Annotated in this window: 14 protein-coding genes; 11 read left to right on the forward strand and 3 right to left on the reverse strand. The window is 35.4% G+C overall.

The window, feature by feature from the left end; translation table 11 throughout:
• Positions 1–26 precede the first annotated feature (26 nt).
• From L3049_RS13080 to L3049_RS13130, 11 genes are all read left to right on the forward strand, one after another.
• On the forward strand, positions 27–179 hold the full coding sequence (locus tag L3049_RS13080) for a hypothetical protein (RefSeq protein WP_275110259.1): 153 nt from the start codon (positions 27–29) through the stop codon (positions 177–179).
• Between the two features lie 51 nt (positions 180–230).
• Positions 231–920, forward strand: a complete 690-nt coding sequence (locus tag L3049_RS13085; RefSeq protein ID WP_275110260.1) for a hypothetical protein — start codon at positions 231–233, stop codon at positions 918–920.
• A 62-nt stretch (positions 921–982) separates the two neighbouring features.
• The gene (fldA, locus tag L3049_RS13090) at positions 983–1504 is read left to right on the forward strand and encodes a flavodoxin FldA (RefSeq protein ID WP_275110261.1); all 522 of its coding nucleotides are present in this window, start codon (positions 983–985) and stop codon (positions 1502–1504) included.
• Between the two features lie 206 nt (positions 1505–1710).
• Positions 1711–3027 (forward strand): pyridoxal phosphate-dependent aminotransferase, encoded by a 1317-nt coding sequence (locus tag L3049_RS13095; protein ID WP_275110262.1) that lies wholly within the window; start codon positions 1711–1713, stop codon positions 3025–3027.
• Positions 3028–3386: 359 nt separating this feature from the next.
• Complete coding sequence (locus L3049_RS13100) at positions 3387–3614, forward strand: 4Fe-4S dicluster domain-containing protein (protein ID WP_275110263.1); 228 nt, start codon at positions 3387–3389, stop codon at positions 3612–3614.
• 45 nt (positions 3615–3659) lie between these two features.
• Positions 3660–4745, forward strand: a complete 1086-nt coding sequence (locus L3049_RS13105) for a 3-methyl-2-oxobutanoate dehydrogenase subunit VorB (protein WP_275110264.1) — start codon at positions 3660–3662, stop codon at positions 4743–4745.
• A 3-nt stretch (positions 4746–4748) separates the two neighbouring features.
• The gene (locus L3049_RS13110; RefSeq protein ID WP_275110265.1) at positions 4749–5522 is read left to right on the forward strand and encodes a thiamine pyrophosphate-dependent enzyme; all 774 of its coding nucleotides are present in this window, start codon (positions 4749–4751) and stop codon (positions 5520–5522) included.
• Between the two features lie 31 nt (positions 5523–5553).
• Positions 5554–6105 (forward strand): 2-oxoacid:ferredoxin oxidoreductase subunit gamma family protein, encoded by a 552-nt coding sequence (locus L3049_RS13115; RefSeq protein WP_275110266.1) that lies wholly within the window; start codon positions 5554–5556, stop codon positions 6103–6105.
• 341 nt (positions 6106–6446) lie between these two features.
• On the forward strand, positions 6447–7766 hold the full coding sequence (locus tag L3049_RS13120; RefSeq protein WP_275110267.1) for a M16 family metallopeptidase: 1320 nt from the start codon (positions 6447–6449) through the stop codon (positions 7764–7766).
• A 64-nt stretch (positions 7767–7830) separates the two neighbouring features.
• Positions 7831–8910, forward strand: coding sequence for a M16 family metallopeptidase (locus L3049_RS13125; RefSeq protein ID WP_275110268.1), 1080 nt, complete (start codon positions 7831–7833; stop codon positions 8908–8910).
• Entirely contained in the window at positions 8879–9895 is a 1017-nt protein-coding gene (locus tag L3049_RS13130; RefSeq protein ID WP_275110269.1) for a M16 family metallopeptidase, read from the forward strand. Before L3049_RS13125 ends, L3049_RS13130 begins: the two co-directional genes overlap by 32 nt.
• Positions 9896–10183: 288 nt before the next feature.
• On the opposite strand, the gene nadD is transcribed toward L3049_RS13130, so the two are convergent.
• The 3 genes from nadD to L3049_RS13145 form a co-directional block, all read right to left on the reverse strand.
• Positions 10184–10759, reverse strand: coding sequence for a nicotinate (nicotinamide) nucleotide adenylyltransferase (gene nadD, locus L3049_RS13135; protein ID WP_275110270.1), 576 nt, complete (start codon positions 10757–10759; stop codon positions 10184–10186).
• Positions 10760–10777: 18 nt separating this feature from the next.
• Complete coding sequence (gene gmk, locus L3049_RS13140; RefSeq protein ID WP_275110271.1) at positions 10778–11344, reverse strand: guanylate kinase; 567 nt, start codon at positions 11342–11344, stop codon at positions 10778–10780.
• A 79-nt stretch (positions 11345–11423) separates the two neighbouring features.
• Positions 11424–12302 (reverse strand): YicC/YloC family endoribonuclease, encoded by an 879-nt coding sequence (locus L3049_RS13145; RefSeq protein ID WP_275110272.1) that lies wholly within the window; start codon positions 12300–12302, stop codon positions 11424–11426.
• Positions 12303–12317: the final 15 nt, after the last annotated feature.

The raw sequence follows: 12317 nt of genomic DNA on the forward strand, positions 1-12317 counted from the left end.
TTCGGAATTAAAATTTATAAGTTGTGATGAAAAAGTTGAAAGATCTGAGTTTAAATGAGAAGTTGATGATCAGTTTTGTGGTAGTTCTTTTGTTAGGAATTGCGGTGAAATGGAAAGATGTGAAAGAAGGTTTTTTTAAAGGTCTGGATAGCTATACAGAACAAACAGATAATAAATAAAAGCAATAGCATGAGAATTTCTCATGCTATTTCTTCATAATAAAACGACTCATGAAAAAACAGGATATCATATTTGCATTAGGATTTATTCTATTGTTTTTACCCTTCTTTTTATCTCAATCGGTTTTTGATTTTTACATCGATTTTAACAAAGCACATGGTATGATTACCAGCTTTGTGAAATTTGCAATATTGGCAACAATTGGAGAAGTAATTGGCTTACGATTAAGAACAGGTAATTTCTATCAAAAGGGTTTTGGTATTTTACCAAGAGCTATTGTTTGGGGATTTTTAGGACTTACCATTAAGCTGGCTTTTGTAATTTTTGCAAAAGGAACACCTATATTTCTAGCCTACCTTGGCGTTGAGGGAGCAATTGAGGCAATGCAAGGGCCATTTACCATGAATAAACTTTTGGTAGCTTTTAGTATTAGTGCATTTATGAATTTAATTTATGCTCCGGTAATGATGACACTTCATAAAATTACCGATATGCATATCGTAAACAATGGAGGAACATTAGCTGGCTTATTTAAGCCAATTCAAATGACAAACATATTTGTTAATTTGAACTGGGGTGTACAATGGAATTTCGTTTTCAAAAAAACAATTCCATTTTTCTGGATTCCGGCTCATACTTTCACTTTCTTATTACCTCCCGATTATCAGGTGTTATTTGCAGCATTGGGTATTGTGCTAGGTGTGTTACTTGCAATTGCGAGTTTGAAAAGTTCTAAATAAGTTTAACTTTGTAAGAACGATAAATACACAAACAAAATTAATAACATTAAATACTGTTCCTTATGAGTAAAATTGGATTGTTTTATGGCCCTACAGAAGGTAATGTAGAAAAAGTAGCAAAACTTGTTGCAGAAAAGATTGGTGCTGATCTTATCGAAGTACATAATGTAAGAGATATAGAGACAGATGTAGTCGTGCAATATTCCAATATCATTTTGGGTATCTCCACACTTGGAAAACACACTTGGTCTTCGGATAATGAAGGGAATGACTGGGATCAATTTCTTCCAAAAATGAATGGCATCGATTTGAAAGGGAAAAAAGTAGCGATATTCGGTCTTGGGGATCATATTGCTTATGCTGATTTCTTTGTTGATGCAATGGGTGAACTGTTCGAAGTTGTCGGGAAAACAGGTGCTACTGTTATTGGTAGTGTTAGTGACGAAGGGTATGAGTTCAACGAATCGCGTGCTTTTGTTGATGGAAAGTTTGTTGGCTTACCAATTGATGAAGATTTTGAAGAGGATATGACTGAAGAAAGAGTAGATAATTGGCTGAAAATTATCTTACCTGAAATGAAATAAAAGATTTAATAATATAGCAAGGCTGATTCATAAGGATCAGCCTTTTTTTTGCCTTTTAGTAATGATTCGTTAGAACTATAACGATTACTTTGTTTGGATTGAAATAAAATTAGCTGAATAAGTTTTAAATTGTTATAGATTTTAGTAAAATTGCAGACATCTAATAAAATACCAAATTTAAAACAATAACACTTAACGATATAAGTATGAAAACCCCCATAAATTCTGAAATAGTAGATAGCAAATTAGCTGTTTGTGAAATTGATAAAATGGAAGATGCAACCATTCGCGACGTGGTGCGTGTGGTTAACATGATTGAAGAAGAAAGTGGTGAAAAATTCATTCGAATGGAAATGGGTGTTCCGGGTTTAGCTGCGTCTAAATTTGGAATCGAAGCGGAAAAAGAAGCCTTAGATCATGGTGTAGCTGCGGCTTACCCAATGCTCGAAGGAGTAAAACCTCTGAAAGAAGAAGGATCTAAATTCATCAAGAATTTTATGGGTGTTGATTTAGATGCAGAAGGTGTAATACCAACTGTTGGTTCTATGCAAGGAGGATACGCTTCATTTATGGCAGTTTGTTCTGCTACTGAAGGCAAAGACACCATGCTTTTTATCGATCCGGGTTTTCCGGTTCAGAAAACCCAAATGGATGTTTTGGGTATGAAATACGAGACATTTGATATCTACAATCATCGAGGTGATAAGTTAGAGGAGAAGTTAGAGTCAATTATGTCGAAAGGAAATATTGCGGGTATTCTTTACTCTAACCCAAACAATCCGGCTTGGATTTGTATGAACGAGGATGAGTTGAAGACAATTGGTGAGATCGCAACAAAATATGATGCTATTGTATTGGAAGACCTGGCATATTTTGCTATGGATTTCAGAACAGATCTTTCAAAGCCAGGGGTAGGACCATACCAGCCAACAGTTGCTAAATATACCGATAACTATATTTTGATGATTTCCAGTTCAAAAGCATTTTCATATGCCGGACAGCGTATCGGACTACTTTGTGTTTCTGATAAATTATTCCATAGAAGATATGAGAATTTGAAATCGAGATTTGGTGCTGAAGAATTTGGCTACACAATGATTTACCGAATTATTTATACACTTTCATCAGGAACTTCTCATTCGGCTCAGTATGGCTTACATGGTATGCTAAAGGCTGCCAACGAAGGGAAATTCAACTTTGTTGAGGATGTAAGAGAATATGGTGAACGTGCTAAAATCATGAAGAAGATGTTTATTGACAATGGTTTTGAGTTGGTTTACAGCAACGACCTTGATATGCCTCTTGCTGATGGTTTCTATTTCACTATTGCTTATCCGGGATTAACCGGACCGGACTTGAACAAGAAACTTTTATACTATGGTATTTCAGCTATTTGTTTGAACGAAACAGGAAGTTTGAAAGAAGGACTTAGAGCTTGTGTGTCACAAGTTGGAAGAGAAAGATTTGAAGACTTAGAATACAGACTAAAAGAATTTCACAAACACAATCAAGTGATTGCCTAAATTTTCTTGGCTGTATTGATAATATGATATTTAATTGAAGGGTTTAAACTTCAATTTGTAAGGTAAAGGGTTTTATGGATTGATATTCATAAAACCTTTTTTATTACAATATATAAGCAAATAGAAAGTTAGACTTGTGATCTGTTATTTACTTGTTTGATGCATTATTGCAACTTAGAAGTGCCTAGGTCTTGCAAATGAATACTTTGTCTAATTATTACAAAAAATAAGGCGTTTTATTTAGACTGATTGTAAATTTAATGAATTGGTGATAAATCGAAAGCTAAATGACTGAAAGTGCTATTGAATTGTTATCTTTACAGAGCAAATTAACATTAAATACTTAATATATAAACGCTATGGCAAAATTTAAAGGTGCTATTGTTGTTGATACCGAAAAATGTAAAGGTTGTGGCCTATGTGTTGTAAGCTGCCCTACAAAGGTTATCGAACTTGCACGCGACGTTAATGGCAAAGGTTACCATTATGCTCACATGGCCAATCCTGATGCATGCATCGGTTGTTCAAGTTGTGGCTTAGTTTGTCCTGATACAGTGATCACTGTTTACAGAATGAAAGCAAGCTAAATTTCTATTTAATCAAAATCTGAAAATCTTAAAAATATTTTTGTAATGGGAGATATTCGATTAATGAAGGGGAATGAAGTGATCGCTGAAGCAGCTATTCGTTGTGGATGTGATGGGTATTTTGGTTACCCAATTACACCTCAGTCCGAAATTATGGAAACCCTTATGATTCGCCGTCCTGAGCAAGAAACCGGAATGGTTGTTGTACAGGCGGAGAGTGAAGTCGCTGCAATTAACATGGTGTACGGTGGTGCGTCTTGCGGTAAAAAAGTAATGACATCTTCATCTAGTCCCGGGATTAGTTTGAAAGCTGAGGGTATTACTTACCTGGCGGGTGCTGAGCTTCCTGCTTTGCTTGTAAACATTGTACGAGGAGGACCAGGTCTGGGGACTATTCAGCCAGCTCAGTCTGACTATTTCCAAGCTGTAAAAGGTGGTGGACATGGTGACTACAAGTTGATTGTTTTAGCTCCGGCATCGGTTCAGGAAATGAACGACTTTGTAGACTTAAGCTTCGAGCTTTCGTTTAAATATTTAAATCCGGCAATGATTCTTTCTGATGGTGTTATTGGCCAGATGATGGAAAAAGTTGAATTGTCAGACTTTAAACCACGTTGGACTGCTGAAGAGATTGAGAAAATTTCAGGATCATGGGCTACAACTGGTAAGAAAAAAGGTATCAAGCGTAGAATTTCTACATCTCTTGATCTTGATTCAGCTAAGCAAGAAGTTTTCAATCACAAATTGCAAGCGAAATATCGCGCAATGGAGGAGAACGAAGTTCGTTTCGAGAAAATTGATTGTGACGATGCAGATTACTTATTCGTAGCTTACGGTTCAAGTGCTCGTATTTGTCAGAAAGCTATCGAAATTGCACGTGCAAAAGGCATTAAAGTTGGTTTGCTACGTCCTATAACTCTTTTCCCTTACCCAACTAAGCAAATTCAAGAAATGCTAGGTCAGGTAAAAGGAATCTTATCAGTAGAAATGAGTGCCGGTCAAATGGTAGAAGATGTTCGTTTGGCAGTTGAAGGTAAAGTGCCGGTAGAGCATTTTGGTCGTTACGGTGGAATCATTCCTACTCCTGATGAAGTAGTTGAAGCATTAGAACAAAATTTTTTAGGAGAATAAGTTATGACAGCAACAACAGAACTTAAAAATATAATCAGCGAAGAGAATAAGGTCTATGGTAAGACTTCTGTTCTTTTAGATAACGAAATGCATTACTGCCCGGGTTGTACTCATGGTGTTATCCATAAGGCAATTGCTGAAGTTATCGAAGATATGGATATTCAGGAAGAAACAATTGGTGTTTCTCCGGTAGGATGTTCAGTATTAGCATACAATTATTTAGATATCGATTGGCAACAAGCTGCTCACGGTCGTGCTCCTGCATTGGCTACAGCAACAACTCGTTTGATGCCTGAGAAATATGTATTTACTTACCAGGGTGATGGTGATTTAGCATCTATCGGTTGTGCAGAAATTATGCACGCTTGTAACCGTGGCGAAAACATCGTTGTATTCTTTGTGAACAATGGTATCTACGGTATGACTGGTGGACAGATGGCTCCAACAACTCTTGAGGGACAGGTTACTGCAACATCGCCTTACGGACGTGATTGCCAGACTACAGGTTTCCCAATGAAGATTTCAGAAATGGTATCTTTATTACCAGGTACTCGTTACGTAACTCGTGAGTCTGCAGAAACAGCAGGTGCCGTTCGTAAACTTAAAAAAGCTGTTAAGAAAGCTTTTGCTAATACCAGAGAAAATAAGGGACTTTCTTTTATCGAGATTGTTGGAACATGTAGTTCAGGATGGAAACAAACACCTGTACAGTCTAACGAGTGGATGAAAGAGCATATGTTCCCATATTACCCACTTGGTACATTAAAAGACGAGTAAATCCATTTTAATCGATTAAAACTTTAAAAAAATGACTGAAGAAATTATAATTGCAGGATTCGGTGGTCAAGGTGTACTTTCAATGGGTAAGATTCTTGCTTACTCAGGAATTATGCAAGATCAGGAAGTATCATGGATGCCATCATACGGACCTGAAATGCGTGGAGGTACAGCTAACGTAACTGTAATCCTTAGCGACAACCGTATTAGTTCACCTGTATTGAAGAAGTTCGATACAGCTATCATTCTTAACCAGCAATCAATGGATAAGTTTGAAGCAGATCTTAAGCCAGGTGGAACTTTATTGTACGATCCAAACGGTATCACACGTCATCCGGAAAGAAAAGATATCAATATCTTTAAAATTCCCGGAGCGGCATTAGCTACTGAAATGGGTAACCCTAAAACTTTCAACATGATTATTATGGGAGGTTTCCTTAAAGTGAAGCCTATCGTAAAAATCGAGAACGTTCAGAAAGGTCTTGAGAAATCATTACCAGAGCGTCACCATAAATTGATTCCATTGAATATTGAAGCGATTCAAAAAGGAATTGAGAATGTTGAAACGGTTCAAGCTTTGTAAGAAAAAACACAGCAAAACTAGCATATTTAGAAGAGAGGATATCCATTGGATGTTCTCTCTTTTTTTTTTATGTTTAAATTTTAATTATTTGGATTGATATCAGTGGGAAAAGGTCTATTTTTCATCATATCTGCTTGTGAGTTTACGCAGTCATTTAAATTAACAATTTGCAAATATTTTGTTTATCAGATTGCGTTTATCTGTGTTAAACTTTACTTCATCGAGTTCTATTGGAGTTTATCCAATAAAGTTGACAATCGTATCAGATTAAGCTAATATTGTTTTGCAGATTTCGATATAGATCGAATTTATTTACTAACGTAAAACTAAATCAAATGATGATGAAAAGGCTTCTACTACTTTCTTTGCTAGTAGTTACTGTACTTGCAAGCGGTTTTGCTCAAACGGGGAAAATTAAGTTTGAGGAATATGATCTTGATAATGGCTTACATGTCATTCTTCAACAGGATCATACAACACCAAATATTGTTGTTTCAGTGATGTACCATGTTGGATCGAAAAATGAAAGTCCGGAATTAACTGGTTTTGCTCACTTTTTTGAGCACCTTATGTTTGAAGGAACTAAAAATATACCACGCCATCAGTACGATAAATATGTATCGAGAGCAGGTGGTGAGTTAAATGCAAATACCTCAACGGATCGTACCTATTACTATGAGCTGTTACCATCCAATCAGTTAGCTTTAGGTATGTGGTTAGAGTCGGAAAGAATGATGCATGCTAAGGTTGAGGCAATTGGTATCAAGACTCAGAAAGATGTTGTTATTCAAGAGAAGAAACAAAGTATCGATAATCGTCCGTATGGGAAAATTATGCCTGAAACAATGAAAAGAGCATATTTAGAGCATCCATACAGATGGGTTGTTATTGGAGATGAGGAGCATATTCGTAATGCAAAAGATGAAGATTTTGTGAATTTCTACAAGGAGTTTTATGTGCCTAACAATGCTGTTTTAACTATTTGTGGTGACTTTAAAACTGAAGAAGCTAAGAAATTGGTAAACGATTATTTTGCTGAGATTCCAAGAGGAACAAAAGAGATTTACCGTCCGTCAATTGTTGAACCGGTAAAAACAAAAGAAGTTAGAGATACCGTTTTCGATAACATTCAACTACCTGCAGTTATCCAGGCTTATCACATTCCTGCAATTGGAACACCAGATTTTTATGCAGTGAGTATGTTGGGGAAACTTTTAACTGATGGTAAAAGTTCAAGAATGAACAAGACATTGGTTGAAGAGAAGCAACTGGCTTTGCAAATGATGGCTATGCCTATGCCTTTCGAAGATCCGGGCTTGTCTTTAGCATTTGGTATTCCAAATATGGGTGTAGATCCAATGGATCTTGAAAAAGCGATGGACATCGAGTTTTCTACTGTTCGCGAAGAGTTGATTTCTGATAATGAGTTTCAGAAGTTGAGAAATAAAATCGAGAATGAATTGGTGAGTTCTAATGCTACAATTGAAATGCGTGCCTCAAATTTAGCAACTGCATATACATATTACAAAGATGCTGATAGAGTAAATAAGGAACTTGAAAAATATTTTGCTGTAACAAAAGAGGATATTAGAGATGTTGCACAAAAATATTTTGTCTCAAAAAATAGAGTGGTTCTTTATTATATGCCAAAGCAAAATTAATAGTATCGTGAATATGGATTTTAGTTGAAAATCCGATTGTTCTAGAATTGAAAAAAGAGAAATAATGAAAAATACATATAGATTATTCGCACTGTTTATTGCAATTTGTTTTGTGATATCTGCAAGTGCTCAAGTTGATCGAACAAAGGCTCCTGCTGCAGGACCTGCTCCAAAAATTCAGATTGGAGACTATGATAGCTTCACTTTAAAAAATGGATTAAAAGTGCTAGTGGTAGAAAACCACAAACTTCCTAAAGTTGAATTTGCATTGTCTTTATTAATTGACCCAATTGTAGAGGGAGACAAGGTTGGTTACACGTCTTTTGCAGGCGATTTAATGGATAGAGGAACAATTAGCCGAACAGCAAATCAAATTGCTGAAGAAATTGATTTTATTGGTGCAGAGCTAGGTGCTAGTTCTGGTGGAGTGCAAGCTGGAGGTTTGTCTAGATACAAGGAGCAAATTCTTGAGCTTATGGCTGATGTTACTTTAAATCCAATTTTCCCTCAAGATGAATTTGATAAGATTGTAAAGCAAACTTTATCGGGTATTCAAGCTGATAAGACATCTCCTAAAAGTATTGCAAAAAATGTTAGAAGAAAAGTTTTGTATGGTGATGCTCATCCTTACGGTGATGTGATGACTGAAGGAACTTTAGCAAATGTTACTTTAGAAGATTGTAAAAGCTACTATGCTAACTATTTTAAACCTAATGTTGCTGTATTAGCTATTGTTGGTGATATCACTACAAAAGAAGCAAAGAAATTGGTGAAGAAGTATTTTGGCAAATGGGAATCGGGTACAGTAGCTAAGCATACCTATGATATGCCTGCTAAAATTGAAGGTAAGCGTGTTGTTTTAGCCAATAAAGATGCTGCTCCTCAATCAACTGTTCAGGTGGTATACCCAATCAATTTGAAAAAAGGAACAGCTGATGTCATTCCGGTAAGTGTTATGGATGCAATGTTAGGTCGTGGTTTTGCAGGTTTATTAATGAAGAATCTTCGTGAAGATAAAGCTTATACTTACGGAGCTTATTCAAGCATTTCTGCTGATCAGTTAGTCGGTGATTTTTATGCTGGTGCAGAAGTGAAAGCAAATGTAACAGATAGTGCATTTATTGGAAATGGCTTTGGAAATTAATAAGATTCGCGATACGAAACTTACCCAAGACCATTTGGATATGACCAAGGCTACTTTAGCTGGTGATTTTGCAAGATCATTGGAAGATCCATCAACAATTGCAAGCTTTGCATTGGCTATTGAACGTTACAACTTGCCATCGGATTATTATGCAACTTATCTTGAAAAATTAGATAAAGTAACGCTTGAAGATGTTCAGGCTATGGCTAAAAAGTATGTTGATCCAAACAATGCAGTTTATTTAGTTGTAGGTGATAAAAAATACAAAGATTGTTTGGCAAAACTGAGTACAACAGGAGAAGTTGAAGAATATGACTACAAGGGCGATATCGTAAAGGAAGATCCAAATGCGATTCCTGAAGGCTTGACTTGTAGCTCTATTATTGAAAACTATATTACTGCCATTGGGGGCCGCGATAATTGGTCTGGAATTAAAGATCTTGCGATTAAAGGTGTTATGAAAATGGGACCAATGAGCATAAATGTTGAGCAAGCTTATAAGAACAATGAGAAGTTTTGCTTAAAAATGATGATGAATGGTCAGATTATGCAGGCAATTACATACAATGGTACTTCTGGTAAAGTTGTTGCAATGGGGCAAGAAAAAGAAGCTGGAGAAGCTGAATTGGCAAAGTTCAAGTTGCAAGCTCAAATGTGTCCTGAATTGAATATGAAGGAGCTTGGTTACAAGATGAATATTGTTGGAGCAGAAGTTATCGATGGTCAAAAAACGTATAAAGTTGAAGTGATAGATGCTGATGGTGTATCAAGATTTGACTTTTTTGCAGCTGATTCAGGCTTAAAGCTAAAAACAATTATGCAGCAAAATGGAATGAGTGTTGTAATGCTTTACAAAGAATATAAGGAAGTAGAAGGTGTAAAATATCCTTACTTAACGGTTACTAAAATGGGACCACAAGAAATGCCATTGACCATTACAGAATTATCTGTAAACAAAGGTGTAGAAGATTCTATTTTCAATTAGAAAAAGTATAATTTTAAATGTGAAAAAGGCTGCAATTTGCAGCCTTTTTTATTTGGTATAATATGTCCAAAATTAATTGTTTTGGATCGTATTAGAAATAATTTAAAAACGCTTTGTATTTTCAAATTAATATTTACCTTTGCACTCCGATTCAGGAGTGTAGTGGTTAGGCATGATGATCGAATCGGTTTTCCATATGAAAATTTTAAGGTTTTAGGGTTAAACTTCATATAGGAAATCATTTTGGGTTAGAGAAAAGGCTGGTGGGGACCAGCCTTTTTCATTTTCTTATTTTTCGTAAAAATGCATCTCTTTCAGGTAGTTGTATGCTGACTCTGGCATAAAGAAAGGAATTTCCTTTTGTTCGCTAATTGCTTTTCTAATAAAACTTGAAGAGACTTCCATTAGAGGTGCTTCTACAATGGAAATATTCCCTTTTAGTTCAATATTCTCACTCTCAAAATCGGGTCTAGGATACACGAAAAGACCATGATTCTTCAGAATTAAGTCATAATTTTTCCACTTTGTGAAATTTTTCAGGTTATCCGATCCTACAATTAAGGAAAATTGATGTGTTGGATTTTTTTCTTTTAGGTAGGTAAGGGTATCGATCGTATAGGATGGCTGTGGCATTCCAAATTCGATGTTTGAGGCCTTAAAATTAGGATACCTTTCAATTGCTCGATTAACTAATTCCAAGCGGTGATAATCGGTTAAAAGACTGCTTTTATTTTTAAATGGATTATGTGGACTAACTACAAACCAAATTTGATCCAAGTCGGTATATTCAGCCATGTAATTCGCAATGGCCAAATGTCCGATATGTATTGGGTTAAATGAGCCAAAAAAAAGTCCTATTTTCATATTAGCTAATTTACTTTATTATTTGTCTAGAAAGTTGGTAATGCTTGCTTCAGCTTCAGCGAAAGCATCTTCTAATTTGTCATTCACAATTACTTTATCAAATTGATCCGAAAAAGCCAATTCGAATTTGAATTTTTCAGTTCGTTGTGCAATTACTTCATCTGAGTCTGTGTTTCTATTTCGCAGTCTGTTTTCTAATTCCTCTATTGAAGGAGGTTGAATAAAGATAGCTAAAGCTTCCTCTTTATAGTATTTTTTGATATTTGTTCCACCAACAACATCAACATCAAATATTACATTCTTACCTTGATTTCGGATTCTATCAACTTCACTTTTAAGGGTTCCATAAAAGCATCCTTCGTAAACTTCTTCCCATTCCAGGAATTCATCTTTTTCAATTTTTGCTTTAAATTCTTCAGCTGATAAAAAGTGGTAGTCTTTACCATCTACTTCGTTGCCTCTTTTAGCTCTACTTGTAGCCGAAATTGAAAACTCTAATTTGAAATCTTGTTTAAGCAAGTGTTTTACAATGGTTGTTTTCCCCGATCCACTTGGGGCAGAAAAAATGAATAATTTCCCTGGCATCTGTTTGTTGTTATTGAGTTGATAATATAAAAAAGCGTAGAGTGAATACCCTACGCTAAAATATGATTTATTGTAATAATTACAATACGTTTAATAGTTGTTCTTTGATTTTCTCCAACTCATCTTTCATATCAATTACGATCTTTTGGATGTTTGAATCGTTGGCTTTAGATCCCAAAGTATTTATTTCACGACCAATTTCCTGAGCTATGAAACCTAGTTTTTTTCCAACAGAATTTCCTGCACTAGACGTTTCCATGAAATACTTACAGTGATTTGCTAACCTTACTTTTTCCTCAGTAATGTCTAGCTTTTCAAGATAGTAAATGATTTCTTGCTCAAAGCGATTTTTATCTACGTTTTGCTTTTCAACAAAATCGTTAAGATTGTCGTTAATTCTTGTTTTAACCGTTTCAATACGATCATTTTCATATTGAGGAACTTCATCTAAAAGTTGTTCGATATTTTTAATTCGAGCAAAGATATCTTCCTGAAGAGCTTTTCCTTCCTGATTACGGAAATCCATAATTTCAGAAAGAGCTACTTTGAAACCATCAAATATTTGATTCCATTCTTCCTCGTCAAGTGCCTGATATTCTACTTTTAGAGCATCTGGTAACTTCACTATAGTTTGAAGAATTGGTTCTTTGTCTAGTTCGATACCTAATTCTTTTGACAATTCGTTTAGTTGTCTATAGTAAGCTTCAACAATTGGCTGATTGATTTTTGTCTCTTTTTCAGCACCAACACTTTCAATAAAAATTGAAAGTTCAACCTTACCTCGCTCTAGCTGTTTTTTGATATCATTGCGTAATACCAAATCCTTTTCTTTATACAAATTAGGGATTCGTGTAAAGATATCCAGCTGTTTGCTGTTAAGGGATTTTATTTCGATGGAAACTTTTTTGTTTTCCAATTCAAGAGTGGCTTTTCCGAAGCCCGTCATTGATGTTAGCATAGTAGCGAAAGTTGA

This window comes from Labilibaculum sp. DW002, from assembly GCF_029029525.1.
GTDB lineage: Bacteria > Bacteroidota > Bacteroidia > Bacteroidales > Marinifilaceae > Paralabilibaculum > Paralabilibaculum antarcticum.

Coding starts and splice junctions, on each gene's coding strand:
- L3049_RS13080 (WP_275110259.1), top strand. CDS start 27: ATGAAAAAGTTGAAAGATCTGAGTTTAAATGAGAAGTTGATGATCAGT.
- L3049_RS13085 (WP_275110260.1), top strand. CDS start 231: ATGAAAAAACAGGATATCATATTTGCATTAGGATTTATTCTATTGTTT.
- fldA (WP_275110261.1), top strand. CDS start 983: ATGAGTAAAATTGGATTGTTTTATGGCCCTACAGAAGGTAATGTAGAA.
- L3049_RS13095 (WP_275110262.1), top strand. CDS start 1,711: ATGAAAACCCCCATAAATTCTGAAATAGTAGATAGCAAATTAGCTGTT.
- L3049_RS13100 (WP_275110263.1), top strand. CDS start 3,387: ATGGCAAAATTTAAAGGTGCTATTGTTGTTGATACCGAAAAATGTAAA.
- L3049_RS13105 (WP_275110264.1), top strand. CDS start 3,660: ATGGGAGATATTCGATTAATGAAGGGGAATGAAGTGATCGCTGAAGCA.
- L3049_RS13110 (WP_275110265.1), top strand. CDS start 4,749: ATGACAGCAACAACAGAACTTAAAAATATAATCAGCGAAGAGAATAAG.
- L3049_RS13115 (WP_275110266.1), top strand. CDS start 5,554: ATGACTGAAGAAATTATAATTGCAGGATTCGGTGGTCAAGGTGTACTT.
- L3049_RS13120 (WP_275110267.1), top strand. CDS start 6,447: ATGAAAAGGCTTCTACTACTTTCTTTGCTAGTAGTTACTGTACTTGCA.
- L3049_RS13125 (WP_275110268.1), top strand. CDS start 7,831: ATGAAAAATACATATAGATTATTCGCACTGTTTATTGCAATTTGTTTT.
- nadD (WP_275110270.1), bottom strand. CDS start 10,759: ATGAAAATAGGACTTTTTTTTGGCTCATTTAACCCAATACATATCGGA.
- gmk (WP_275110271.1), bottom strand. CDS start 11,344: ATGCCAGGGAAATTATTCATTTTTTCTGCCCCAAGTGGATCGGGGAAA.
- L3049_RS13145 (WP_275110272.1), bottom strand. CDS start 12,302: ATGCTAACATCAATGACGGGCTTCGGAAAAGCCACTCTTGAATTGGAA.